We start from the raw sequence: 25,725 nt of genomic DNA, 5'->3' as shown, positions 1-25,725 counted from the left end.
ACTCTCTCCCTTCTTAAAATTGCTCCATCCGGTAAAAAATGATGTTGTTTAGAGTAGGCTGAATTGATACTTTTGCTTCATGCTGAAAAGCCTCTCCATAGAAAACTACGCTCTCATTAAGCAACTGCAAATTCGTCCGGTGGGCTCGCTCAATATTATTACGGGCGAAACTGGGGCCGGAAAATCTATTATGCTGGGTGCCCTCGGACTCCTGTTAGGTAAAAGAGCCGAGTCGAGTGTAGTGTTCGATGAGCGCAAGAAGTGCATTATTGAAGCCATATTCGACATAAAAGCCTACGCGCTTCAAGACCTGTTCGAAGCTCACGACCTTGACTATGACGAGGAGTGCATTGTAAGGCGAGAAGTAAACGCCAATGGCAAATCACGAGCTTTTATAAATGACTCACCCACTACCTTAGAAGTGCTTAAGGCCCTGGGCGTACGTCTAATGGACGTGCACTCTCAGCATGAAACCCTGGCTCTTGGCAATAGCACATACCAATTGCAGGTAATTGATATTGTAGCCAATAATGAACCGCTCAAGCAAGCCTACAAACAAGCTTATAACCTCTACAAAGAGAAACAGAAAATACACCGTGAGCTTGTTGAAGAAGGTAACCAAATGAGCAAAGAGGCCGACTATTATCAGTTTTTGTTTGAAGAACTCGACAAAGCCGCCTTGTCTCCAAATGAGCAAGACGAATTGGAACAAGAGCTTTCCCGGCTGGAACATGCCGAAGAAATTAAAACAAAGCTCAACGAAGCCTTAATGCTCACCGATCAGTCCGAATTCAATGCCCTTTCGCTAATTCAGGAATTAAAAGGTTCCCTGAGTTCAATTAGCGCTTATGGCAAAGCCTATGAACAATTAAGAGAGCGTATTGAAAGTCTGCAAATTGAGCTGAAAGATATTGTGAGCGAACTTGAAAATGAGGAGGCTCGGGTAGAGGTAGACCCGCAACGTATGCAAGAATGTCAGGAGCGGTTGAGCCTCATTTACAAGCTGCAACAAAAACATCAGGTAGGCTCTATTGAAGAACTATTAGATATTTATGAAGAACTCGGGCAAAAAGTAATGCGGCTGGGCAATCTCGATGAAGCCATAGAAGAGGCAGCCAAAGCCGAAAGCAGAGCTCTTGCGGCCGCCCAACAACAAGCCAAAGCACTCTCAGATTCGCGAAAAGCCGTATTCGTTCAGCTAGAGCAATCGGTAAAAGAACTACTGAGCGACCTGGGGATGCCCAGTGCCACCCTTCAGGTAAAACATGAGGAAATCGCATTGAGCCCATCGGGTTCAGACCTAATTGATATTCTCTTTTCGGCCAATAAAGGCATCTCTCCCAGCCCGTTAAAACAAGCGGCTTCCGGTGGAGAATTTTCGCGACTTATGTTTGCCATAAAGTACATTCTGGCCGACAAAACCGCCTTACCTACAATCGTATTCGATGAGATAGATACGGGCATTTCCGGAGAAATTGCTATAAAAATGGCGCAAATGATGGAACGAATGGCACAAAACCATCAGGTAATTACCATTACCCACTTGCCACAAATTGCCGCTAAAGGTGCAGCTCACTACTTTGTGTATAAAGATGAGTCTGAAACCACTACCAACAGCCAGATTAAACTCCTCAACGAAGCCGATCGCCTGAAGGAAATTGCCGAAATGATTGGAGGCAAAGGAGCATCGGCCAAAGCCCTGGACTCGGCCCGCGAACTAATGAACATGGGTTGAGGCGTTTCCACACCTCTCTCAAAATCAGACAGTCATTAACGTTTATTTAGATCAATTCTGATTTCAATCGAGGTCACTACTTTTAGCCTCTCCTTTAGTATTTTGGAAGTTATGAGGAGATGCGCTGTATACGCTGTTCTGTGCCTGCTGTTCGTTTGTAACCTGGCAGCCCAAGACCAAAGAATTTCTTACGAAAATCATACGGCCTATCTCACCGAAATACTGGCTTACACATCGTCCAATTCAGGGAAAGATATTCACTTTATTGGTTGGCTGCTCAACACCAGTCAACTCAATTTTCCAAAAGGCCATAGCCTGAACCTTAGCCTGGCACTTACTCACGGTGGAGAACCCTCAGCCAACATTGTTGGCGACTTGCAAACATTCTCGAACCTTGAAGCCGGTTTCAATTACGGCTTCTTTGAGGTCTATTATCAATACAAACAAGGTGATTTTTGGGTGAAACTGGGGCAGGTGGATATCAACACCGATTTTCTCGTTAGCCGCAACGGATTGCTCTTTACGCATAGCTCTTTTGGCATAGATGCTGTAGCCGCTATGAACGTACCCGCCCCCACCTACCCGGTAACCGGTTTTTCACTTACCACTCAGATACCCATTACCGAGTTGGTGAGGATTAAAGCCGGTATATTCGATGGTCAGTTTGCCATGCCCCGAAACAACTACCTGGGCATTAACTGGGCCCTGAATGAAAAAGAGGGACTCATTTACGTTCTGGAGCCGCGGTTCCAACTGTTCAAAAACCGGTTAGTACAGAAAGTGGGGTTTTACTATCATTCAGGTACCTTTACTGATTATACTCCCGGTGCAAACACAACCACGGACGGGCTTTCCGGACTTTACCTGGTGAGTGATCTTATGCTCTTGCAATGGCAAGAAAAGAAGAAGCTCAGCCTTTTTGCACAATACAACCTCACGGTTAAACAAAAGGCAAGTTTGCTCGACTATTACCTGGGGTTGGGAATGAAAATAGACAATCTCATAAACTCCAGTCGACCCAATGCTCTGGGAATGGCTGTTGCTCATGCCAAAGTAAATACAGAATATGGAAATTTGGCCGATGGGCTGGCCTCCGAAACAGTGCTTGAAATTAACTTTAAGCAAGAAGTTGACGACTGGCTCAGTCTTCAGCCCTACTTCCACTACATAGGCATGAACGAAATTCGCAGACCTATGAAAAACCCCGTTGTACTGGCACTCAGGGCCTATATTGAATTCTGAGCTAAATGTGATTCTGCAAACTCTCCATTTTAAATCCAATTCCCTATTTTTGACACGCAAAACGATCGAATATCATGTCACATAACCTACTTAAAGGAAAAAGAGGAATCATTTTCGGTGCGCTAGATGAGCGCTCTATCGCCTGGAAAGTGGCGCAAGTTGCCCATGCCGAAGGTGCTTCTTTTACATTGACCAACGCCCCAATTGCTCTGCGAATGGGAACAATTAATAAACTGGCTGAAGAGTGTAATGCCGAAATTATTCCGGCCGATGCTACTTCTGTAGAAGATTTGGAAAACTTGTTTACCAAGTCTATGGAGGTTTTAGGCGGAAAAATAGATTTTGTTCTGCACTCCATTGGCATGAGCCCCAATGTGAGAAAAGGCAAAGACTATGGCGACCTAAACTACGACTGGCTAATGAAAACACTCGATGTTTCGGCTATCTCCTTCCATAAAGTAATGCAAACAGCCGAGAAGTTAGACGCCATGAATGAGTGGGGATCTATAATGGCACTCTCATACATTGCAGCGCAGAGAACCTTCCCTGACTACTCCGATATGGCCCACGCCAAAGCCATGCTTGAGTCTATCGCCAGAAGCTATGGAGAACGATTTGCCCGACTTAAAAAAGTACGTGTAAATACCATTTCTCAATCGCCAACCATGACCACTGCCGGCACCGGTGTTGGAGGTTTTGATGTATTCTATGATTATGCCGACAAAATGTCTCCACTAGGCAATGCCAGTGCTGAAGATTGTGCCAAATACTGTGTAATGTATTTCTCAGACTTTACGCGAATGGTAACCATGCAAAACCTAATGCACGATGGAGGATTTTCTACCTCGGGCATTACAGATCGGTTGATCGAAGATTTGAAGAAAGATAAATAATACAAACAGGGGTCTTAGCAACTCGTGTGTCAATCATCGGGGCTTTAGTAATTCTTTTTACACAGGCCATTAGGGTGAGCACAGTAGTTGTTAAGCCCCCTTTTATACAACATGCTGGTTTTTCCCAACGCAAAAATTAACCTTGGTTTACAAATCACTGAGAAACTCAGCAACGGCTATCATGCCATCAATACTTCTTTTTACCCCATCCCACTAAAAGACGCCCTGGAGTTTGTACCCGCTAAGAAGAAAACAAGCTTTCAGGCCAGCGGAAGCCACATTCCCCAAGATGGAAAGGACAATTTAGTGCTTAGAGCTTACAAGCTGTTAAAGAAGGATTTTCAGCTTCCGGAGCTCGATATTCACCTGCATAAACACATTCCTATTGGAGCAGGTTTGGGAGGAGGCTCGGCAGATGCTGCCTTTATGCTCAAAGCCCTGAACCAACACTTTCAGCTGTTCTTAGATGATAGTTTACTGGAAGAATATGCAGGAGAGCTAGGATCCGATTGCCCTTTTTTTATCGGTAATCAAGCCGCAATGGCCACGGGCACCGGCACAGAGCTTTCTCCCCTGGCTCTTGATTTAAGTGGAATGTACCTGGTGCTGGTATATCCGGCCATTCACATAGCTACACAAAAGGCTTATGCAGGGGTGAGTCCCAAAGCAGCCCCCACAGAACTTGAACCCCTTCTTTTAAGCAAAAACTTTGAACGGTGGCGGACAGAGCTGGTCAATGACTTTGAAGATTCGATTTTTAAAGATCATCCTCAACTCAAAACAATCAAAGACACACTCTATCAATCGGGGGCTCAATATGCGGCCATGAGTGGTTCAGGATCAAGTATTTTCGGGCTTTTCAATTCTAAACCGGAAGAAATTCGGGCCCTAAAAGACAAATTCTTTTATCAAACCATGTACCTGTAGTAAGAAAGTTCGTTTCTTCATCCATGCGTTGGACCTTCCTTTTACTTCTTAGTGTACACTGGACGTTTGCTCAAAGCGTAGATATGGAACTAAGAATATTTGCAGAGGACAGTGAAAACGAAGTATCGATACTAGCCGATAACCAGGAGCTTTTCCCAATTTCAGTATCGCTTCAGTTGAGAGTGGTGAACGCCAAACTACCCGAAGATATGGAGGAATTTTACGTAATTCCGCCAAAAACACGAGCCCTCAAACTCACCTCCATTACCAAACCACAAAATCAGACATGGTCTTATCAACTCAGTTACAACTATGCCATAGGCAACGCCAAGGCCGTGCATAACGATGACCATACCTACCGGTTGCCATTTCTCAAAGGCAAATCTTACCGTCTAAGCCAAGGCTATAACGGAGCAACAACCCATCGCGGCTCTAATGCATTGGACTTTACGATGCCTGAAGGCGATACCATAACGGCAGCCAGACCGGGTGTGGTGGTACGTATAAAAGAAGACTCTCGAAGAGGCTGCCCAAGTTCTGAATGTGCCGACTACTCAAATTATGTGACCCTTCTGCATGATGATGGAACCTTGGCAGACTACGTGCACCTGAAGTACAGAGGTGTTTTGGTTGCACTGGGAGATACAGTATTGGAAGGGCAGCCCATAGCTCTCGCAGGGGCTACCGGTTGGGCTTCAGGGTCTCATCTCCACTTTGTGGTATATACCACCGGTAAATCGCCATATATCACTATTCCTGTTCGCTTCGAAGTTGCAGAGGGCAAAGTGCAAAGCCTTCAAGAAGGCGAATTATATACCGCTTTTAAGCACCCATTTTAGGCTTGCTTTCAACGCTGAGCTGCCTGCGTCTTTGCATTCTTCTAATGACCGGATATGTCAAAACAGCTCCAAGAATCACGAGGGTACCGTAGTAGAAACCTGTGCTCATTTGCTCATCTTCCCCATAAATAAGCAGGGCCAGTACTATACCATACACAGGCTCCAAATTAATGGTTAGGTTAACCACGAAAGCCGAAATACGCTTCATAAGCTCCACTCCAACCGAAAAGGCATATACGGTACAAACCCCACTTAAAAGCAAGAGAAGTACCCAGTCTCTTGGCTCCGGCCATTGATACATTATTTCGCTGTGCAGTACAAAAGTTTTGTACACCGGAATGAACAATAACAGCCCTACTGCTGCCGAAAGCATTTCATAAAAGGTAATACCGTAGGGCGGATACTTTAGGGTGAATTTAGAGTTGAGCACCGAAAAAACAGCTGCCAGAAATGCTGAAATAATGGCCAGAAGAAGGCCGTAGGCATGGGTGAATTCAAATTTAAAGATGAGGTATAAACCAAATATTACCACCAAGCCGAGGAATACCTGAAAAGGCTGAATGCGTTGTTTTTTGAATAACGGCTCTACCAAACTGGTCCAGAAAGTAGTAGTAGCCATTCCGGCCAGGCAAACTGATACAGTTGATACTCTGGCGGCTTCGAAAAAAGTAACCCAATGGGCAGCTACCACAAGACCGGTGAGAAACAAATGAAAAACCCCTCGGGGAGGGAATTTAAAGGTTTTGTCTTTGAATCGCATGACTACCGAAAGCACCAGTGCTGCTATTCCCGTTCGGTACAAAACCAAATCGGTTGAATCGATACTCATTTCATTGCCAAGTATGGCCGTAAACCCCCAGAGAAATACTATAAAGTGGAGTTTTAAAAAGTCTCTTAAAGAAGCCGATTCCATTATTTTGGGACAAAACGGTACAAAAGTACACCAATAATGGAGAAAATGATATTAGGAATCCAAACTGCCAGCAAGGGGTTGGTTGAACCTGCCTCAGCATTGCTTTTTGCGGCTATAAAGAGTATGATATAAATGAAGGCAATCATGAAGCCAAGCGCAATTTGAAAGCCTACACCTCCCCTTGTTTTGCGTGAAGAGAGAATAACTCCGATGAAGGTGAGAATGATAGCCGAGAAAGGCGACATATACCGAACATACTTCTCAATAACGTATATGGGTATATTATCTGCCCCTTTCATTTTAAGGTCGGCAATGTATTGATCCAGTTCATTGAGGGTAAGCGTTTGTTCAAAACTGTTCAGGTTACCAAAATCACTGGGTTTCATGTTAATTTTCAGAAGCGTGTCGTTGTTCTTTCCGTATTTATAGTCTTCGCCCATAGGCAAAAATTTACGGAGAGTCCAATCTGAAGCCTCCCATCCTTGTTGCAAAGAATCCCACTTTACCTGCCGGGCAGTAAACTTCCACTCAACATCGGTTCCTTTTATTTCTTCCAACGTGAAGCGAAAAGCAATATCTCTACGCGAGTCGTATGAGGCAATGTAGGCATAAGTTGTGGGGCTCACCTTAAAGTGCACATCGCGTTCCGAAAAATTGAACTCCTGACCAAAATAAGCCTGTTCGAATGCGACCCTGAATTTATTGGCCTCGGGAATAACCCAACCGGTAAAAACGAAGCTGGTTATGGCAATAATCACTGACCCAAAAAAGAAGGGGCTTAGCATACGCGGATAACTAACCCCACCACTCAGAATAGCGATAATCTCTGTATGACTGGCCAGTTTGGAGGTAACAAAAACCGTAGCAATAAAAACCGTTATAGGGGTAATAAGATTCGCTATATAGGGCGCGTAGGTTAAGAAATACTCTATGATCAGGCGGGTGGGAACTTCGTTTTTAATGAAGTTTTCGTTGCGCTCAGAGAAGGTAATGATGAGTACAATAGAAACCAGTATACCGACCACAAACACAAAGGTGGTCAGAAACTTAACGAGAATATACCTATCGAGAATTCTCATCATAATCGTCTGGTCACCTTTTTCACCATTTGGTTTTTCCAATCAATAAACGTGCCTTTTCGTATTTCTTTTCTGGCTTCTTTTACCAGCCACAGGTAAAAGGTAAGGTTGTGAATGGATGCAATTTGCGCAGCCAAAATTTCTTTACTTACCACCAAGTGTCTTAAATATGCCTTGCTGTAAAAAGTGTCTACATAGCCACCAAGATTTGGGTCAATGGGGCTGTAGTCGTTCTTCCACTTTTCGTTCCTGATGTTAATAATTCCTTCTGAGGTAAACAGCATTCCGTTACGTGCATTACGGGTTGGCATTACACAGTCGAACATATCTACCCCCAGAGCTATACATTCCAGTATATTTTCTGGCGTGCCTACCCCCATCAGGTATCGGGGTTTATCTTTTGGCAGAATATCGCAAACCACTTCAGTTTGCTCATACATCATTTCATGAGGCTCCCCTACAGAAAGCCCTCCTATGGCATTACCTTCTCTCTCGAACGAGGCGATTGTTTCGGCCGACTTTATGCGTAAATCTTTGAAGGTGCTGCCCTGTACTATTGGAAAAAGGGTCTGCGAATATCCATATTTACCCTCGGTGGCATCAAACCTATCACAACAACGCTTTAGCCAACGGTGGGTCATTTCCATAGACTCACGGGCGTATCCATATTCACAGGGATAAGGAGTACACTCATCAAAAGCCATGATAATATCAGCCCCAATGGTTCGCTGAATATCCATCACATTTTCTGGGGTAAACACATGCTTAGACCCATCGATATGTGATTTAAAAGTTACACCCTCCTCTTTGATCTTTCGGGTTCCAGACAGTGAATACACCTGATACCCACCTGAGTCCGTAAGAATTGGCTTGTCCCAGCCGTTGAAACGATGCAGTCCCCCGGCTCCTTCAATTACATCCAGTCCGGGTCTCAAATAAAGGTGATAGGTGTTGCCCAAAATAATTTGAGCTTGTACATCATTGTGTAGTTCACGTTGATGTACGGCCTTTACGGTACCTGCGGTACCCACAGGCATAAAAATTGGGGTTTCTATGCTACCATGATCGGTAGTTACAATCCCTGCTCTTGCCTTCGACCCCTTATCTTCTGCTACTAGCTTAAACTCCATCGACTTGATTTGAAGCCACAAAAATAGCAGTATTGCTTAATTCTATTTTCTTTAGCGTTTATTCTTTCCTCATTGAGCCTCATTGATATTGCATTTTTAATCTGTATGGCTGTGCAAACTGGTTTTGTCCTTGCACTTGGTATTCCATTAATCAGGCATAGAGACCCAAAAACGTTCGACAATCACCAGGGGGTATCGGTAATTATTGCCGCTCGAAATGAAGCTAAAAACCTGAATCAGTTACTCCAAAGGCTCAAAGAACAAGACCAGGAGTATCCGTATGAGGTAATTGTTGTAAATGATCGTTCTACAGACCAGTCAGCCTTACTACTGAACGAATGGCAAAAACAATGGAAGGCCCTGACCGTAGTGGATGTGGAGTCGTTACCTGCCGGTTGGACCGGAAAGAAATATGCATTGTTCTGTGGAGTACAAAAAGCCCGGTTTTCCAAACTACTGTTTACCGATGTGGATTGTCTGCCAGCCTCAGATCAATGGATTCAGCTTATGGGTAACGCTCTGGCGAATGATTATCAGGTTGTACTGGGGTACTCGCCTTATGCTAAAAGAAAGGGCTGGCTAAACCGGTTTATTCAGTATGAGACCCTTTGGGTAGCTATGCAGTATTTGGGCTTTGCCTTGTGGAAAAAACCTTACATGGGAGTGGGAAGAAACTGGGCGGTGACCCACCAACATTACGACCTTGATTTTCTAAAAAAGATTGGTCATTTAGAAGGTGGAGACGATGATTTAATGGTTGGCCACCTGAGCAAAACACACTCCATACAAATTCTTATTGAACCGGCTGCATTCACTGTAAGTACGCCAAAAGAGACGCTTAAATCATACTTGCATCAGAAAATCAGACATTTATCAGCCGGAAAGCACTATGATAAAAAAGACCAAACGCTTTTGGGAATTTTTACGTTATCTTGTGTGGTCGGATGGGGATTGTTTTTTTGGGCATTGGCTACCAGTTCACTCCCCTCATGGATATGGACGGCCTTTGGCGTCAGATGTCTGTTGAACTATGCAATCATCAGGCAATTGGGGCAAAAACTCAAAACAGAGATAGAAATTTGGTTGCTTCCTTTTTTAGATCTTTGTTATTGTTTTTATTATCCCTTAGTCGCCATAAAGGCATTGGCAACGAAGCAAGTTGAATGGAAGTAGGTAAGCAATTCTCAAAAAAGGCATTAGAAGATTTCAGGTTAATTGACGCAGCAGTTTCAGGGCTAGACGAACAGGCTTATGCTGATCTTATGAAACGGTATAAGAAACCGGTTTATCATATGATCCTTAAAATGGTTCGTAATGTCGATGATGCCGAAGACCTGACCATTGAAGCTTTTGCAAAGGCTTTCAAAAACCTTCATAAGTTTAAAAAAGACTTTACTTTCTCTACCTGGCTGTTCCGTATAGCCACTAACAATACCATTGACTTTATTCGCAAAAAGCGGCTTGACACCATGAGCCTTAACACATCGTTTACCGATGACAACGGAGAGGCTGTAACCATTGATGTTCAGGATAAAAATCTGAACCCACAAGATGAAACCATAAAGGCTCAAAAAATTGAGCTGGTCCATATGTTCGTAGATAAACTACCTGCAAAATATCAGCGGTTAGTAAAACTACGCTACTTCGATGAACTGAGCTACGATGAAATTGCTCAGGAACTGGGAGCACCATTAGGTACTGTAAAAGCTCAACTACACCGTGCCAGAGAGCTCATGTACGATTTGGTGAAAAATAAGAAGGAGCACATCTAATCGCACCAACGGTCATTGCATCTTCCTCTGCCCTTTAAATTGGAAGAATGGAGCTAGTCAATGTGTATTCCATATATCTTTGCAGCATGAAGAATCTGCTTCAGTACTTTCCCAACCTGAACCAAGAGCAAAAAGAACGGTTCGAACGTCTGCCGGGTCTATATGCCGAATGGAATGATAAAATCAACGTAGTCTCCAGAAAAGACATTGAGAACCTCATGGAGCGACATGTGATTCACTCATTGGGTATAGCCAAGGTATTGAATTTCAGGCCCGGAACGCGGATTCTTGACGTAGGCACAGGAGGTGGCTTTCCCGGTATTCCGCTGGCCATACTTTTCCCCGAGTGCCAATTTCTTTTGGTAGACTCCATTGGCAAGAAAATCAAAGTGGTTAACGAAGTAGCCCAAGCCCTGGGCCTTGAAAATGTCAAAGGTCAGCACGTAAGGGCTGAGCAAGTGGAGGGCCAGTTCCATTTTGTTGTGAGCCGTGCGGTCACACGTATGGGCAATTTTTATCCCTGGGTGAAAGACAAGTTTATGAAGCAGTCTAACCACTCCCTCAAAAACGGTATCCTGTACCTAAAAGGGGGCGAGTTGGATGAAGAACTAAAGGAGTCTAAGTTGAAGCGTATAAAAACATATGCACTTTCAGAGCACTTTAAAGAAGAGTTCTTCGAGACCAAGAAAGTGGTCTATATACCGGCTCAGTAGTCTTCTTCTGCCCTTTTTTTGGCCGTTAGCACCAAAATGCAATAGACTCCCAGTAGGGTACCAATAGGAATATTGATAAGGCTTATTATGCCATATACCAAAGCCGGAACTTCGGCCCACTTACGTTGATTAACAAGCCCTATCCCAATAATAATTCGAGGAATGAAGAAAATAAGGGCTATCCCCCAAAGTAAGGAGCTGATGAAATCGAAAATCCATGCAGCTTCCGGAGGCATATCTCCATCTTGCGCAGCCATTCGAATGATAAAATCCATAAACTGATCGTAAAACAGAATACTCAGAAGACCAAAAGCACTGAAGATAATGAAAATGATACCAATGACTTTTTTGTGAACAGGATCGGTGAGATTCATGGCTTTTTCTTTTCAATTTAAATATTGTATGCCGCAATTACCAATAGGTGTCAATCCGATAAGTATGGCAGACCTTTGTAAACCAATGCTTTCGTTCTAATGCCCACCATCTGAAAGCTTCTTACTCAAAGCGAAGCGACTCAATAGGATCCATAGCGGCAGCTCGCTTGGCAGGAATGTAACCGGAAATAACTCCTACTACAACACAAATAATCAGACCTACGGTAATCCACAGCCACGGAATAATAAATGCTCCTCCTAATAACTTGGCCAGAATGTTCCCTACAATAATGCCGAGAACAGCTCCTGCAATACCGCCCATTTGGCAAATTACTACCGACTCAATAAGAAACTGTTGCAGTATGCGCTTTGGAGTAGCTCCAAGAGCCTTTCTAATCCCTATTTCACGGGTTCTCTCGGTTACCGAAACCATCATAATATTCATTAGGCCAATAGCCGCTCCCAACAGGGTTACAGCACCTATACCAAATCCGGCCATTCGCATGCCATTGGTAATGTTATCAAGGGCTTCTGTTACCGAGTCGCTCCTTTCTACTTCGAAAGAGTCTTCTTCTCCTATTCTATCGCCCCTAATCTGACGCATTAAACCGGTGGCTTCACCCATGGCATACTCAATATCTTCAGGGTTCTGGATCATGGTAGTAATATTGAAGCGCATAGAGCCTCTTCTATCCAGTCGTTTGGCATTCTGTAGCGGAATGATAATGTTTCTATCTTCTTCCGTATCGCCACCAAAACCTCCTTTTTCTTCCAAAATTCCGATTACCCGGTAATTGTTGCCGTAAAACTTCACTTGTTGGTTGAGCGGGTCTTCATTGGCTTCGAAAAGGGCCTTTACTACTTCCGTACCCAAAATGCACACGTAGTTTCCATATTGAATTTCCAACGAAGAGAAATTTCTACCGCGCTCAATATTAATACCCTTTATAGCTATGTAGTTTTCATCGCCTCCCGTAACCGAAATATTCGGGTTGGTGGTTTTGCTACCATACTTTATTTCCGCAATACCACTCACACGGGTATAAACTGTAGTGGTAGAAGGAAACTCAAAAGTTTCTTTGAAGCGGTTGGCCTCTGTAAAGCGAATGGGCTCATAAGACTTCTCCTTTCTACCATTCTGGTTTCTTCGGCCGGAAAAACGAGAATTAATATCGAAACTATTAGCTCCCAGGTTGGATAAGCTGGCATCAATTTCACTTTTAATGCCATCTACAGCCGTGAGCATACCTACCAGAGAAGTAATACCAATGGCAATGATGAGTCCGGTAAGGACAGTTCGGAGAATGTTGGCTTTTATGGAGCTAATGCCTTCGGAGATGTTTTGTCTTAAATTCATGCGTAATACTTGAGTCTAACCTCGTTATAAATGTAATTGACCACTGGTCAAGTTTTAGCAACTAATACGTAAATTGAACGATTCCACAGCTAAACGGTTTAATATCTTGTTCGCTATGAAGAAACTAGTTTTCACCTTTCTCTTCTGCCTTTTTACAATCACTGGTTTTGCCAATAAGATATTGGTTCCTATGGACGAAAGCCAGACCAACCACCTCAAAGCTTATGGAATTGCCTATTGGGTTTTAAGTCAAGACGAACCAATTGACTGGATGTTAAATTACAGGGGAGGAAGTTTTTTACTGCCCGCCCGAACGGGCATTGAAAATGAACTGGTGGTAAGGGGAGTGAGCTATCAGGTAATTTCTGATGCCGATGCCCTCAAGCTGGAGCAACTCCTCTCCTCTCCTTCGAGCAACATGGATATGATGCGGCTGGAGAAGGTGCCCAAAATTGCCGTTTACTCACCCAAAAGCAAAATGCCCTGGGACGATGCCGTAACACTGGCCCTGACCTATGCAGAAATTCCTTACGATGTGGTTTATGATGATGAACTCATGAACGATGAACTAACCTCATACGATTGGTTACACTTACACCACGAAGATTTTACGGGTCAGTACGGAAAGTTCTATGCCACCTTTAAAAACTACTCGTGGTATATTCAGCAGCAGAAAGACTATGAAGCTTCGGCCAAAAAGCATGGCTTTGCAAAAGTTTCTCAACTCAAATTGGCCATTGCTCAAAAAATCAGGGCATTTGTGGCCGGAGGGGGCTTTCTGTTTGCCATGTGCTCGGCCACCGACTCTTTCGACATTGCCCTGGCAGCCAATGGAGTAGACTTTATAGAGTCTATGTACGATGGCGACCCTGCCGAGCCGGGGGCAGAGCGAAGGTTTGACTTTACACAAACGCTGGCCTTCGAAAACTTTAAGCTCAAAACCAATCCACTGGAGTATGAATTTTCCGATATAGACAACACGGATGCCCGCAGACAACGCTCGCTCAACGAGGGCAATGATTACTTTAAGCTCTTTCAGTTTTCAGCCAAGTGGGATCCGGTGCCAACTATGCTCACACAAAACCATACCAATCTCATTAAAGGGTTTTACGGACAAACCACGTCATTTAAGAAACGGGTAGTAAAACCAGATGTGGTAGTAATGGGCGAAACAATTGCAGCCAATGAAGACAAATACATTCACGGCATCTATGGCAAGGGATTCTGGACTTTTTACGGAGGACACGACCCGGAAGATTATCAGCATCGGGTAGGTGAAGAACCGACCGATCTTAACCTTTTCCCTAATTCGCCCGGCTACAGGCTTATTCTAAACAATATTCTATTTCCGGCTGCTAAAAAGAAAAAACGGAAGACCTAAGTACAAAGTCGCCCCCCGAAACGGAAGTTTTAATTATCATCATCTTCATTCAAGATACCTTCATCGTTATTCTTCCGATCGCGCTTGCGCTCTTTTTTAGGCGGCTTTTCTTCACTCTCATTCCCTTTCTTTTTGAACAGCCCTAAAATTCCCTTTTTGGAGGTTGTATCGGTAGCAAGGGTGTCGGGCTGTTGAGCTTTTAACAAACTACTGTCTATGGGTGCTGGGGGCTCGGGCAGTTCCAGAAAGTAATCTTTGTAACGCTTGTCGTATTCATCTTGCTCCACATTGAACCCTCCTCTGAGAAGCGGGGCATGTTGTGCCTGTATAGCCGGAGGTAGCGCATTATACTCCTGCATTAAACGATCGTAAGCTGCAGTATCTCCACGATTGATAGTTGCTCGCACCAGACTATCGTAGGCGGCACTGTTAAAGTGAACCAGCTCGGTCTCCAACTGGTCGAGTTTATAGAACGGTCGCTTTTTGGTAATACGGTCGAACAGATAAGGGTTTTCAAGAACAGGTTTTTCCCGACCGGAAAAAATCTTCACCCACAGTTTTTCTTTCACCCGGTTTTCATAGGTAAAACCGGCCTTTTCTAAAGAATGCACCCTGCCGGTCTGTACTCTAAACCCTTTACCTTCCGTACCTTTGATAAACTTTTCCATCATGCTATCACCTTCTGCTTTGTACTTAAATCCGTAAGGACGCTTGGGCACGGTATCACCATCCACTACAGTAAACAGAGAGTAAAGATCACGCTGGTGATCTTCATCCAGCACAAAGGAAGAATGGTAAGCAGGGCATATCATTTGTATCCCGCAAGAAGATAGCAGGCACAGTACCATAAGGCATATGACAGGTGTTTTAGTCATTCGTGGTCTCCCAGTTGGCCGCCAATTTAAAAAGTTTTACATAAAGAGGTTCCCCAAAAACCCTTTATCACACAGTCTTACAGTCGTTTAAAAAGCATTTAAATCAAAAAGAGAGAATAGCAGTTATTCTATTAAGTTTGATCTAATGAAGCAGTTCGATTATATAATAGCCGGAGGTGGGGCAGCCGGATTAACCCTGGCTTATCTGCTGACGGGTTTCGAAGATAAGCAAAAAAGCATACTTATAATCGAAAAAGACTCAAAAAGCACCAACGACCGCACCTGGTGCTTTTGGCAAAAAGGCCAAAACCTGCTGGAGCAACTGGTGTTCAAAACATGGGCAAACGCCAGAGTAGCTACCTCAAAGTGGCATAAAACCTATGCTCTCGCTCCATATTCCTATAAGATGATTCGGGCAATAGACTTCTATGCCTTCATGAAAGAAAACCTAAATGTGCCGCAAGTAGTCTGGGTACAGGAAACGGTGGAACAAATAAGCCCAAACGGAGTGGTTAAAACTGACTCTTCTGAGTATAAAGGACAATTGGTTTTTTCCAGCATTTTCAACCTTAACGCGCTCCAAAAAGAAGCCTCCACTACTCTTTTACAGCACTTTAAAGGGTGGGTAATTGAAACTGCATCAGACAGTTTTCTGCCAGACACAGCCACCTACATGGATTTTTCGGTAGACCAACAAGGCGATTGTCGCTTTGGCTACGTGCTGCCTTTCAGCAGCAAAAGGGCTCTTGTTGAATATACCCTATTTAGCCCTGCAATGCTTTCTGAAACAGAATATACACTGGGTTTGAAGAGCTACATTAAACAATTAGGTATTGAAGGTTACACCATTGCTGAGGAAGAGTTTGGTGTAATTCCAATGACGGATCATCGCTTCGTGATCAAACAAAGTGAAAACGTCTATAACATTGGCATTAACGGAGGCTTTGCCAAGGCCTCTACGGGCTACACATTTCTGCGCGGACAGCAAATACTCCAAGCCATGGTAGAAAACCTGAAAAAGGGAAAAGCACCCGACAGCCATCTACCCTACCAAACCTCCCGATTCAAAGCCTATGACGCCACTCTATTGAGGGTTTTAGCCGAAGGAAAATATACCGGTGAAGAAATTTTCGGATCTCTTTTCAGAAAAAATGGACTGCACACAATGTTTAAATTTCTCGATGAAGAGACGGGGCTTTTAGAAGAATTGAAAATTATGGCCTCCACCCCATTATTGAATTTTGGGAAGAACTTTTTAAAACAATATGTTGACTAAGACGTATAAACAGAACCCCGTATACGTCTATCTTCACAGATCTTCGAAGAAATATTCTTCTTAACATATCAAAGAATAATATTTACATATATTGATTTATATGATTTTATATGTAAATTAATATGTAATTACATTAATCCATTAAAGTTTTTAGACGTAAGAATTGTCTATGTTTAGTTCTTTGGGCACATCTGATTCTCGTGAGTCAAAAGCAAAGCTGGTACTTAATATAAACACCACGCTGAGCTTGGCTCATGACAAGTCTTTTGCCGATGTCTTGTACGACATCGCCCAAGAGATAAGAACATCGATTGGAGCTCATCAATCAGCGGTAAGCTTTATACCAGACGGAGATTTTCAGCGGGCAGTCCATACCCATAGCTTCTCGAGTAAGTACGAAAAATATAATTCCTATGACGTAATGCCCACGGGCAAGGGGATCTGGCGCTTGGTTATTGACCAAAGGAAGTCGGTGAGATTTACGGAAGAAGAACTCTACAGCCACCCTATGTTCAAACGCTTTAGCGAACTTAAAGATGCCCGTGGGCTGGAGCATCCTCCTATGCCTGGCTGGCTGGCATCACCTGTAAAACGACCCAATGGTGAAGTTGTGGGTGTTTTACAACTTAGCGACCGATTCGAAGGTGATTTTGACGAGCATGACCAGGAGTATCTGGAAGGCATGGCCAAGCTAACCAGCATTATCTTTGAACTTCAGTACGTTAATCACGATTTAGCCGAAAAAACCAAGCAGGCCGAATTGGCCGAACGTAAGCTGAGAAGGGCTGTTTCTTCACTCCAAAGACAAAATCAGGAAATAGAGCAATTTGTTTACGTAGCCTCTCACGATCTGCAAGAACCCTTACGCACCATTATAGACCTGTCAGAAAAGCTGAAAAAGGACTATGCCGATACACTGGACGCCAAAGGAAACAAGCTGCTTTCATTTGTCTCCGATTCATCTAACCGCATGCGCAACCTGGTAAAAGGTCTGTTAGAGTATGGCAGGATTGGAAAAAACAAACAACTCAAATCGGTTGACTGTATTAAGCTGGTAAAGGCCGTAAAGAAAGACATGAAAACCTCTATTGAGGAAGTAGACGGAGAGCTTATTATTAACGACTTGCCTATAATTAACGCCTACGAAACAGAGCTAAGAGTACTTTTTCAAAACCTGATAGCCAATGCCATAAAATTCAGAAGAAAAGACGTTCCACCCCGTGTGGTCGTTTCGGCCAAACCCAACAATGGCTGGACTTTCTCTATAGAAGACAATGGCATAGGTATTGACAAACAGTATCAGGATCAGATTTTTGTCATTTTTCAACGTTTGTACAACCAAAGTGAATATCCGGGTACCGGTATCGGCCTGTCGCATTGCAAAAAGATAGTGGAGTTGCACGGTGGTAATATCTGGGTAGAATCGACCCCAAATGAGGGATCTACCTTCTTTTTTAACATTCCTAATTTATAGTCTATGGAAAAGAAGCTAAAATGCATCCTGTTGGTTGACGATGATGCTGCCACCAATTTTCTGAACTCAATGGTTGTTGAAGAGGCCGAATGTTGCGAACGCTGTGTGGTAGCTAAAAGCGGCATGGAAGCTCTGGAGTTCTTGAAGTCATCAGAAAACGGAGAATATCCGCAACCCGATCTAATTTTTTTAGATATAAACATGCCCGGCATGAACGGCTGGCAGTTTTTGGAGCACTACGAAAAGCTACACATTGACCAAAAGGCCAAAGTGATTATTGTAATGCTCACCACATCGCTCAACCCCGATGATCTTGAAAAATCCAAAAGCACCAAAGTAGAGGGCTTTATTCACAAACCTCTTACAGAAGAAATACTCAAAAAAATTATCGATAAGAACTTCTAATACTTAATTGCCCACTACTCCCCTTAGCACACTCACTTTTGGGTTTGTGGGGTTACCAGACATCCTTCTCAGCAGCACTATCTGACCGGTATGGTATATGGCATCGGCAATCGGGCCATTAATCAAGTACCAAAAGGGCAGTCCATTCACTTCTACCTTTTGCAGTGAAGCATTATCCATTCGCTGCAACTTATCAGATATAGCCTTGATCAGATGAAGGGTTTGGGTACGAAGCTCCTCATAGGTATCGGCTGCCTTGGGTGCTTCAAAAGTTTTATCTAAAGAGGTCATTGTAAAGACAGAAAGGCCATAAATATGCTGAATAGTCTGCATTACATTTCGCCCCTCTCCTTCAGGCCCAAAAGCAAGATCTTCTGGCCTTAGCGACTCAGAGGCCCAATAAAACCTAAACCCCAGACCATCGACCATTCGTGCCATTGCCTGCTGGGCATAAAGCCCTTCAGGCACATCAGGGATAGACCTGTAAGGTAAGTCCTGAGCACTGAGGGCAGTAAAAAAAAGAAAGAATAGGGAAGTATGCAGTGCTTTCATGGCCAATAGCCGATAGTTTGTTTAACGATAAAGAATGGTTTACTTTCAAAAATAACTGATATACTGAACACCGTTGAGAATTAATCGATTGTTTTCCAATTTTCGTCATCAGGTTTTCTGGCCTCCCTTTCTCCTCCTTCTCGCAGCTCTTGTCTATAGTCTTGCAGATGCGGAGGGTTTTCTTGAAACTACCAGCCGCATCAATGACCTCATCATTTCTCGTTTCGGATGGCTGTTCAGTATAACCACCGGTCTTATGCTACTCTGTTGCCTCGTAATATGCTTTCACCCCCTGGGAAAGCATAAAATTGGTGGTGAGCATGCGGAACCCTTTCTCAGCAAGTGGCGCTGGTTCTCTATTGTATTGTGTACCACCATTGCCACGGGCATCATATTCTGGGGAACTGCCGAACCTCTGTTTCATTTTTCTTCTCCTCCTGCTTTCTCTGAAACTCCAGCCTTGAGCGAAAAAGCCGCTCAGGAGGCTCTAAGTTACATGTACCTGCACTGGACGTTTACTCCCTATGCCATTTATTGTATTCCGGCCCTAATGTTCGCGATTGCATTCTATAACCGAAAACGAAGCTTCAGCCTGGAGTCTACACTCTTCCCCTGGCAAAAGGCTACTCCAAAGGGGAAGTTGGGAGTGTTAATAGACGGCATTTGTCTTTATGCGCTGGTTGCTGGAATGGCGGCCTCTTTGGGAGCCGGTATACTAACCCTTAGTGGTGGAATTCATAACCTCACGGGTTATCAAAGTCCCTGGTTGTTGCTGTTCATTGCCCTTCTCATAGTGGGATGCTTTACTCTTTCGGCTATATCGGGTTTAATGAAAGGTATTCGGGTGCTTTCGGACATCAATGCCCGCATATTTCTTATTCTGGCTCTGTTCTTACTTTTCTTTGGCCCCACTAAAAGCATTCTATCGCAATGGGGCCAGGCTCTGGTCATTTACTTTAAATCGCTCCCTGAAATGACAGTGGTTAGTGTGCTTTACCCAAATGACGACTGGCCTAAAAGCTGGACAACCTTTAACTGGGCCAACTGGATGGCCTGGGCACCTATTACAGCCCTGTTTTTAGGGCGGCTTGCCAAAGGTTATACCATTCGCCAGTTTATGCTTTTCAACTGGGTGCTACCTTCTCTTTTCGGAATGCTCTGGATGAGTATTTTTAGTGGTATTGCCCTCCATTTTCAGCTAAGTAAAAAGGCCGATCTTCTTGGCTTGCTCACCTCATTGGGGCCCGAATCGGTAATTTATGGTATTTTCGATGCTTTACCCTGGTCTGACCTGCTGGCCTTGATATTTCTTTTCACAGCTTTTCTTTCATATGTAACGGCTGCCGATTCCAACACCGAGGCCATGGGTGGTATTAGTTCGACCGGTATTTCGCCTCAGGCGCCTTCTGCCCCGGTTTTTATTAAAATTGTTTGGGGCACTACCATAGGTCTTGTAGCCTATATTATGGTGAGTATGGCCGGAATTGAGGGTATAAAAATGCTTTCTAACCTGGGTGGTTTACCTGCTCTCTTCTTATTGCTCGCCATTACGCTGGGTTGCATTTTCTGGCTGTTGAAACATAAAAAGAAATAAAAAACCTCAACCACCGGTAAGGGCTGTTGAGGTTGTTCCGCTGGCAGGCAGCAGGGTCTCTTAAAGATCTCTCTTTACCACCAGTCGTATAGTAGCCCAATAAAACAAACCACCATACCCTAATACAAGCAGTAGTTCGGGCAGGGCAACCCAGTCTTGTATTTCCATAAATACGTACTTGGGAAAAGGATTATGTATGAGCGCATTGATTGACTTTATGGGCAGCAAATATTCGATCCATTCAATCTTCTTTACCTGGCTGTAAATGTAGAACCCGTTTTCTACCGCAAGTATCCAGAAAACCAACAGTCCCATGGCAATAATCGACTTCTTAATTAGCACCCCTATGAGCAAAGTAAAGAGCAGGAAGGAGAATAGCTGAATAAAAAAGGCCAACAGAAAAAAGCTGTCTTCAAAAATGAGCATAAAAGAAATCTCGGTAGAATACATTAATCCCGTAATTAAGCCCAGTACGAAGAGGGTTACTGTAGAAGCGGCTGCCAAAAAACCGGCCATAATAATCTTAGATAGAATAAACTCATGTTTGCTAAGTCCATCGATTACATTTTGGCGTATGGTTCGGTACGAAAACTCATTGGTAATAGAAAATACAAGGCTAAAACCTAAAAGTAATTTAAACCAAATGGCCACACTGGTAAGGTTTTGCCAAATGTCGGGGAACTCATAAAAAGGAATTATGGTGGGATCAATTCCGTCCAGATCAAAATCTTCAAACTTAGACTTCATCCACCGTAAAAACGGCATTACGCCCATGGCTATGATTACCATAGCTACCATATACATGATGGAAAGCAAACGAAACGCCCGGCTCGGCCAAACCTTCTTAAGCTCAATTTTTAATAGTCGTATCATTGTTTGCCTCCTTCCTGGTCTTTTAGAATTTCTAAGAACTGTTTTTCCAGACTTTTAGTCTTTACAATTAGGTGCTTTGCCGTAATACCGTGGTCGAAAAGGTATTTGTTTACATCGGCTGCACTGTAGCCATCATGCATGGTAAGAATGTATTTATCTAACTCCCTTTTCATTTCGAGGTGTAAATTGCAGGCTCCAAGTACTTCTTCCAGTCGCTCATCATCGGCCTTTACTTCTACACTCAGGTTTCCTTTGCCCACATCTTCTACCAAACCATTGTATATGAGTTTGCCTCGTTGCAGCACACAAAAGTGAGTACATACCTTCTGCACCTCATCTAGCAAATGACTGGCAATGATGATGGTTTTACCACTATTGGCAATGGATATAATCAGGTCTCTGATTTCGGCAATACCCTGTGGATCTAGCCCATTGGTTGGTTCGTCCAAAATCATTACCTCAGGATCGCACAACAAAGCAGAAGCAATAGAAAGTCTTTGCTTCATACCCAAAGAATAGGTTTTAAACTTTGAGTTTTTGCGTTCTTCCAGCCCTACCTGAAGCAATACCTCGTCTACCCGTTCATAGGGTACTTGTTTGATATCGCAAACAATCATGAGGTTTTGCCTACCGGTAAGGTAAGGGTAGAAAATGGGGTGCTCCAGTATGGCGCCAATGCGCTTACGCGTAGCAGGTCCACTTTTCTTTCCAAACCACTCAAATTGCCCGGCTGTGGGGTTAATTACATCCAGAATCATTCCGAGTGTAGTGGTTTTTCCACTTCCGTTGGGGCCTAATATGCCAAATACATTACCCTTCTTTACCTCCAGGTTGAGGCCATCAAGGGCTTTTATCTTCCCATAGTGCTTGGAAAGACCTTTTATTGATAATACTGTGTCCAAATCGTGAATTTTAGGTTGACCTTACTTAATTGCTTCTGACAGATTGAGGCTATTGGAGCTATTATTGATCAGGTTAGAGAGCTTCATGATCTTATTGACATTAGGATAGCCCTCAATATCTATAATGCTATATCCGGTTTCCATTCGCACAATCACCACAAAGCCTTGCGGACGGCTTCTGCCTTCTTTCATGAAAACACTCATTTGATTACCTTCAACCCTGCCGGACATGAGCTCCTCATAGCCTTCTGATCGCACATCTTCTGTCAGCTTTTCAAACAATTGTCTGTCTTGCTGAGACGTCCAATCTTCGTATAAAAAGAATTTGATTTTTTCTATTCCATCAATCATTTCGGCCAACTGTGGCATTTCTGAAAACTCTTCAGCATCGAACTGACCTTGCAGACTTTGCTGCATTCGAGCATACATTTTTAATGTACTCTTATAAAAGAAGAGCGATGTGGTGGGTTTATGGTCTTTTCGAAACCGCTCTACATGCTTGCTTTGCGCTGTGGCAAAACTTACCATACATAGGCATAGACCAAGGGTTAAGATTTTTTTCATGTGTAATCGTTTTGTGTTGTCTGCACACATGAAATTTGCTAAAACCGCAAAAGTGTAGTTCCGAAACAGGGCTCCGGAGGGTGGTTTCAGCTCATTTCATACATCCAAATAGTGAGCTTTTGACTTAAAAAATTGGGACGGAGCCAATCGTAAAGCTCCGCCACAATTCGGGTATAATTTAGTTTCCTTTGCGCTGATCCAGGAATTCAAGTTCCTCAAAACCATCCATTCCTATTTTCTTGGACAGCTTATATAGGGCGTTCAAATCGATTCCGTCTCCAACAATGCTTAGCAAGCCAAACTCGTTTTTGCCACCCATTACCATAAATAACTCATCGATTTTATTGTTGCTTTCTTTGATAAGGAAACGGATGTCTTTGTCATCTTCTCTTACCGACATGAGCTCCTCAAAACCTTTACCTTCTACTAGTTTAATGGCTTCGGCATACATTTTTCTTCCGTCTACATTCTTATCTTTCCCCAGCACCTGCACGCGCTTAATTTTGCCGAGCGACTCTTCCATCATTTTTTGCTCTTCAGCGTTATCCATTTCCAGACGACTAATCATCTGAAACATTTTACCGCTAAAGTTTACGTGCATAAAGGAAGTATCAGAAACGTACTTGCTAAAGTACTTCGATATCGCATCAGTCTGTGCCTTTGCTCCTACAGCAAACACAGCCATAACCATTGTTAATACTAACTTTTTCATATTCATTCTAACTTAATTTTCAACATTCATTTCACTTAACATTTCCAGGCCTTCAGAGGCTTCACTCATTTTGGCAAAGTCTTTCAGCTCGGAGGGTACCTTGCTTAGGTTGTTGAGCTCCGATACGGTTTGTTGCCCCTTGTTCAGGTAATGCGAAACAATCAGTAACTGCTTTTTCAACTCGGCATAGGCTACTTCAGGGTTGTCAAAAGTATCTTCTACCACCACTTCTTTTTGTTGTTGCTGATAGAGCATTCCTGAAACCAAAAGCACTACCACTGCGGCCGCAATTTTGTAGTACTGCTTAAAATAGTCGGTCCATTGCACTTGCCTGGTTCCGGCCGTTTCACGAGAGTCAATCTCAGCAAGAAGGGCCTGATCGAACGAATCGTCCAGTTCTGCTTCTTTGGCTTGTTTAAAGTGGGCGAATAATGCTTTTTCTTCTTCCCAGTCGGTTTCGTTGGTGGCAGAAAGCAACTCTCTTTTCAGTTGTTCTTCTTCCTGAAGACTTGTATCTGCCTCCCAATATTTTTTTATTAGTTCTGATGTCTTAAAGTCCATAAGCATCTACTTTTATTAAGCTCTCTTTTAATTTTCTTCGCGCTCTGAACAAATTGGTTTTTACCAGATTGATGTCTATGCCCAACATTTCGGCAATCTCCTTATAGGCATACCCTTCTATATCTCTCAGGTGCATTACTTCTCTTTGCCTGTCCGGAAGATTTTCAATCAGTTCCATAATTCGTTGCATCAAATCGCCTCTTTCCGTAACCACAAAGGGTGTATCTCTCTCCTTTCGGGTATCGAATTCCACCTCAAAAAGGTCGGTCTTCTTTACGTGCTTGCTTCGGAGTTTGTCGAGCGACTTGTTGCGCGTAATTTGCATGCACCAGGCTTCTATGTTTTGAATTTGCCCCAGCTCTTCCCGCTTTTCCCAAACCTTTATAAGGCTCTCCTGCACTACGTCTTTCGCCAGTTCCTCATCTCTTACAATGTGGAGCGAAAAGCGGTAGAGTTTATTCTTAAGAGGTAAAATCTCTGCTTTGAAGCGCGATACATCCATAATCAAAAGTGAGACGCCATGTGATGTACCGATGTTAACACAGGCATGAAAAAAAATATTGGATATCTGAATATACAGCCAAATCGGGCTATCGGCAAACTTGCTGACGCAGGTCTTCAACCTCGGGTAAAGTGGTGGTTTCACGAGATAAAATCTCACAAGCCTCTTCTCCACGGTTCAGACTTTGCAGCGTTTGGGCCCAATAGAAATGAAGCAAGGGTACTTCATTGTCCATTTTAGCGGCTAATTCAAAGTTACGAATGGCATCTTCGTATCGCTTATTTAAGTGAAAGTAGTAACCTCTGTTTCTGTAAGCCCATGCGTTGTTTGGCGCACCAATTATTGCTCTGCGCAAATCTTCTTCTGCTGCACTTATACGGTTCATCTGAAGGTATAGATACCCTCTGTTGTTCAAGTAATACGCATTGCCCGGATCCATTCTTAGAGCTATGTTAAACCAGTTGAGTGCATTACTATACTCCTTCTTTTCCATGGCTATGAGACCTCGGGTGTTATAGATATTGGGTTCCGATGCGTCAATAGACTCGGCTCTGTTCAACAACTGCTCTGCCTGCTCAAATTCCTGAAGCATATAAAAACTGTTGGCCTGGTTCACCATGGCTTCTGCATCGTTCGGTTGCATTGTGAGGGCCTTTTCGAATGCATCGATTGCCTCAGCATAGGCCTTATCTTCGTGCAGCGCAATGCCTTTGGTGAAATAGACAAATGAGGAGTCTGGATAAATGCGTTGTAGCCTGTTTAGGTCTTCTATGGCCTTGCTATGCCGGTGGTCGGCCAGGTAGGCATTGGCCCTGTTGCGAATGGCATCGGCATAGTGTTCATCTATCTGTACCAACGCATAGCTGTAATCATTAATAGCCTCCGCATAGCGACCATCTTTGTAATAGGCCACACCACGGTTATTATAGGCTTCTTTCATAGAAGGTGCCAGAGCAATGGCTTCTGTATAATAACGTACGGCTTCGTTGTACTGCCCCTGATTCAAAGCTTCGTTTCCTTTAATGAAAAACCTACCCGCCTTGTCTTGATCAGAGTCGCAAGCCACTAATAGACTCACTA

27 protein-coding genes are annotated in these 25,725 nt (G+C 43.6%); 13 read left to right on the top strand and 14 right to left on the bottom strand.

All coding sequences use genetic code 11. The features are described 5' to 3' along the window. Positions 1–79: 79 nt before the first annotated feature. The 5 genes from recN to B3763_RS08680 all read left to right on the top strand — a co-directional run bounded on the left by recN (position 80) and on the right by B3763_RS08680 (position 5,636). Complete coding sequence (gene recN / locus B3763_RS08700; protein WP_286745743.1) at positions 80–1,735, top strand: DNA repair protein RecN; 1,656 nt, start codon at positions 80–82, stop codon at positions 1,733–1,735. A 111-nt stretch (positions 1,736–1,846) separates the two neighbouring features. Then, entirely contained in the window at positions 1,847–2,977 is a 1,131-nt protein-coding gene (locus B3763_RS08695) for a carbohydrate porin (RefSeq protein WP_286745742.1), read from the top strand. A 74-nt stretch (positions 2,978–3,051) separates the two neighbouring features. Continuing rightward, positions 3,052–3,870, top strand: a complete 819-nt coding sequence (locus tag B3763_RS08690; RefSeq protein ID WP_286745740.1) for an enoyl-ACP reductase FabI — start codon at positions 3,052–3,054, stop codon at positions 3,868–3,870. Between the two features lie 111 nt (positions 3,871–3,981). Next, entirely contained in the window at positions 3,982–4,797 is an 816-nt protein-coding gene (gene ispE, locus B3763_RS08685; RefSeq protein WP_286745738.1) for a 4-(cytidine 5'-diphospho)-2-C-methyl-D-erythritol kinase, read from the top strand. An 83-nt stretch (positions 4,798–4,880) separates the two neighbouring features. After that, positions 4,881–5,636: a M23 family metallopeptidase gene (locus B3763_RS08680; protein WP_286745736.1), complete on the top strand. Its 756-nt coding sequence runs from the start codon at positions 4,881–4,883 to the stop codon at positions 5,634–5,636. On the opposite strand, the gene B3763_RS08675 is transcribed toward B3763_RS08680, so the two are convergent. Genes B3763_RS08675 through tgt form a run of 3 tightly spaced genes read right to left on the bottom strand, consistent with a single transcriptional unit; the run spans position 5,620 to position 8,758 of the window. Next, positions 5,620–6,549, bottom strand: coding sequence for a DMT family transporter (locus tag B3763_RS08675; protein ID WP_189629759.1), 930 nt, complete (start codon positions 6,547–6,549; stop codon positions 5,620–5,622). The two genes, B3763_RS08680 and B3763_RS08675, sit on opposite strands and share 17 nt — an antisense overlap. Beyond that, on the bottom strand, positions 6,549–7,631 hold the full coding sequence (locus tag B3763_RS08670; protein ID WP_348655148.1) for an LptF/LptG family permease: 1,083 nt from the start codon (positions 7,629–7,631) through the stop codon (positions 6,549–6,551). The genes B3763_RS08675 and B3763_RS08670 overlap by 1 nt, the downstream gene beginning before the upstream one ends. Then, positions 7,628–8,758, bottom strand: coding sequence for a tRNA guanosine(34) transglycosylase Tgt (tgt, locus tag B3763_RS08665; protein WP_286745734.1), 1,131 nt, complete (start codon positions 8,756–8,758; stop codon positions 7,628–7,630). The genes B3763_RS08670 and tgt overlap by 4 nt, the downstream gene beginning before the upstream one ends. A 105-nt stretch (positions 8,759–8,863) precedes the next feature. On the opposite strand from tgt, the gene B3763_RS08660 reads away from it, so the two are divergent. The 3 genes from B3763_RS08660 (at position 8,864) to rsmG (ending at position 11,243) form a co-directional block, all read left to right on the top strand. Then, positions 8,864–9,931: a glycosyltransferase gene (locus tag B3763_RS08660; protein ID WP_286745732.1), complete on the top strand. Its 1,068-nt coding sequence runs from the start codon at positions 8,864–8,866 to the stop codon at positions 9,929–9,931. Then, on the top strand, positions 9,922–10,530 hold the full coding sequence (locus B3763_RS08655; protein WP_286745730.1) for an RNA polymerase sigma factor: 609 nt from the start codon (positions 9,922–9,924) through the stop codon (positions 10,528–10,530). The genes B3763_RS08660 and B3763_RS08655 overlap by 10 nt, the downstream gene beginning before the upstream one ends. An 86-nt stretch (positions 10,531–10,616) precedes the next feature. Next, positions 10,617–11,243, top strand: coding sequence for a 16S rRNA (guanine(527)-N(7))-methyltransferase RsmG (rsmG, locus tag B3763_RS08650; RefSeq protein WP_189629755.1), 627 nt, complete (start codon positions 10,617–10,619; stop codon positions 11,241–11,243). Here the strand turns inward: rsmG and B3763_RS08645 are convergent. After that, positions 11,237–11,617, bottom strand: a complete 381-nt coding sequence (locus B3763_RS08645) for a hypothetical protein (protein WP_286745727.1) — start codon at positions 11,615–11,617, stop codon at positions 11,237–11,239. The genes rsmG and B3763_RS08645 overlap by 7 nt on opposite strands. Before the next feature lie 121 nt (positions 11,618–11,738). Further along, positions 11,739–12,974 carry an ABC transporter permease gene (locus tag B3763_RS08640; protein ID WP_189629753.1) on the bottom strand — a complete coding sequence of 412 codons (1,236 nt, stop codon included), beginning with the start codon at positions 12,972–12,974 and terminating at the stop codon, positions 11,739–11,741. A gap of 115 nt (positions 12,975–13,089) precedes the next feature. Here B3763_RS08640 and B3763_RS08635 point away from each other — a divergent pair, with 115 nt between their 5' ends. Next, positions 13,090–14,355, top strand: a complete 1,266-nt coding sequence (locus B3763_RS08635) for an asparagine synthetase B (RefSeq protein ID WP_286745724.1) — start codon at positions 13,090–13,092, stop codon at positions 14,353–14,355. A 29-nt stretch (positions 14,356–14,384) separates the two neighbouring features. Here B3763_RS08635 and B3763_RS08630 read toward each other — a convergent pair whose 3' ends face one another. After that, the gene (locus B3763_RS08630; RefSeq protein ID WP_286745722.1) at positions 14,385–15,230 is read right to left on the bottom strand and encodes a hypothetical protein; all 846 of its coding nucleotides are present in this window, start codon (positions 15,228–15,230) and stop codon (positions 14,385–14,387) included. Positions 15,231–15,375: 145 nt separating this feature from the next. Here B3763_RS08630 and B3763_RS08625 point away from each other — a divergent pair, with 145 nt between their 5' ends. From B3763_RS08625 to B3763_RS08615, 3 genes are all read left to right on the top strand, one after another. Then, the gene (locus tag B3763_RS08625; RefSeq protein ID WP_286745720.1) at positions 15,376–16,506 is read left to right on the top strand and encodes a lycopene cyclase family protein; all 1,131 of its coding nucleotides are present in this window, start codon (positions 15,376–15,378) and stop codon (positions 16,504–16,506) included. A gap of 169 nt (positions 16,507–16,675) precedes the next feature. After that, the gene (locus B3763_RS08620) at positions 16,676–17,980 is read left to right on the top strand and encodes a sensor histidine kinase (RefSeq protein ID WP_286745718.1); all 1,305 of its coding nucleotides are present in this window, start codon (positions 16,676–16,678) and stop codon (positions 17,978–17,980) included. Between the two features lie 3 nt (positions 17,981–17,983). Continuing rightward, positions 17,984–18,385, top strand: coding sequence for a response regulator (locus B3763_RS08615; RefSeq protein ID WP_286745716.1), 402 nt, complete (start codon positions 17,984–17,986; stop codon positions 18,383–18,385). A gap of 3 nt (positions 18,386–18,388) precedes the next feature. On the opposite strand, the gene B3763_RS08610 is transcribed toward B3763_RS08615, so the two are convergent. Further along, positions 18,389–18,937 carry a DinB family protein gene (locus B3763_RS08610; protein WP_286745714.1) on the bottom strand — a complete coding sequence of 183 codons (549 nt, stop codon included), beginning with the start codon at positions 18,935–18,937 and terminating at the stop codon, positions 18,389–18,391. 73 nt (positions 18,938–19,010) lie between these two features. On the opposite strand from B3763_RS08610, the gene B3763_RS08605 reads away from it, so the two are divergent. Then, positions 19,011–20,531 carry a BCCT family transporter gene (locus tag B3763_RS08605; RefSeq protein ID WP_286745712.1) on the top strand — a complete coding sequence of 507 codons (1,521 nt, stop codon included), beginning with the start codon at positions 19,011–19,013 and terminating at the stop codon, positions 20,529–20,531. 60 nt (positions 20,532–20,591) lie between these two features. Here B3763_RS08605 and B3763_RS08600 read toward each other — a convergent pair whose 3' ends face one another. From B3763_RS08600 to B3763_RS08570, 7 genes are all read right to left on the bottom strand, one after another. Then, the gene (locus tag B3763_RS08600) at positions 20,592–21,404 is read right to left on the bottom strand and encodes an ABC transporter permease (protein WP_189629746.1); all 813 of its coding nucleotides are present in this window, start codon (positions 21,402–21,404) and stop codon (positions 20,592–20,594) included. Next, complete coding sequence (locus B3763_RS08595; RefSeq protein WP_189629745.1) at positions 21,401–22,306, bottom strand: ABC transporter ATP-binding protein; 906 nt, start codon at positions 22,304–22,306, stop codon at positions 21,401–21,403. Before B3763_RS08595 ends, B3763_RS08600 begins: the two co-directional genes overlap by 4 nt. A gap of 21 nt (positions 22,307–22,327) precedes the next feature. Next, positions 22,328–22,870 carry a DUF4252 domain-containing protein gene (locus B3763_RS08590; RefSeq protein WP_286745710.1) on the bottom strand — a complete coding sequence of 181 codons (543 nt, stop codon included), beginning with the start codon at positions 22,868–22,870 and terminating at the stop codon, positions 22,328–22,330. 178 nt (positions 22,871–23,048) lie between these two features. Beyond that, on the bottom strand, positions 23,049–23,582 hold the full coding sequence (locus B3763_RS08585; protein WP_189629743.1) for a DUF4252 domain-containing protein: 534 nt from the start codon (positions 23,580–23,582) through the stop codon (positions 23,049–23,051). 12 nt (positions 23,583–23,594) lie between these two features. Further along, on the bottom strand, positions 23,595–24,143 hold the full coding sequence (locus B3763_RS08580; protein ID WP_286745707.1) for a hypothetical protein: 549 nt from the start codon (positions 24,141–24,143) through the stop codon (positions 23,595–23,597). Beyond that, the gene (locus B3763_RS08575) at positions 24,133–24,645 is read right to left on the bottom strand and encodes an RNA polymerase sigma factor (RefSeq protein WP_189629741.1); all 513 of its coding nucleotides are present in this window, start codon (positions 24,643–24,645) and stop codon (positions 24,133–24,135) included. The genes B3763_RS08580 and B3763_RS08575 overlap by 11 nt, the downstream gene beginning before the upstream one ends. An 88-nt stretch (positions 24,646–24,733) precedes the next feature. Beyond that, on the bottom strand, positions 24,734–25,725 hold a 992-nt coding region (locus B3763_RS08570; RefSeq protein WP_286745704.1), incomplete at its 5' end, for a tetratricopeptide repeat protein.

Origin of the sequence: Roseivirga sp. UBA1976 (genome assembly GCF_002336325.1) — a bacterium.
Taxonomy (GTDB): Bacteria; Bacteroidota; Bacteroidia; order Cytophagales; family Cyclobacteriaceae; genus Roseivirga; species Roseivirga thermotolerans.
The sequence above is the reverse complement of the archived record's forward strand: the minus strand, read 5'-3'. Positions and strand labels throughout refer to the sequence as shown.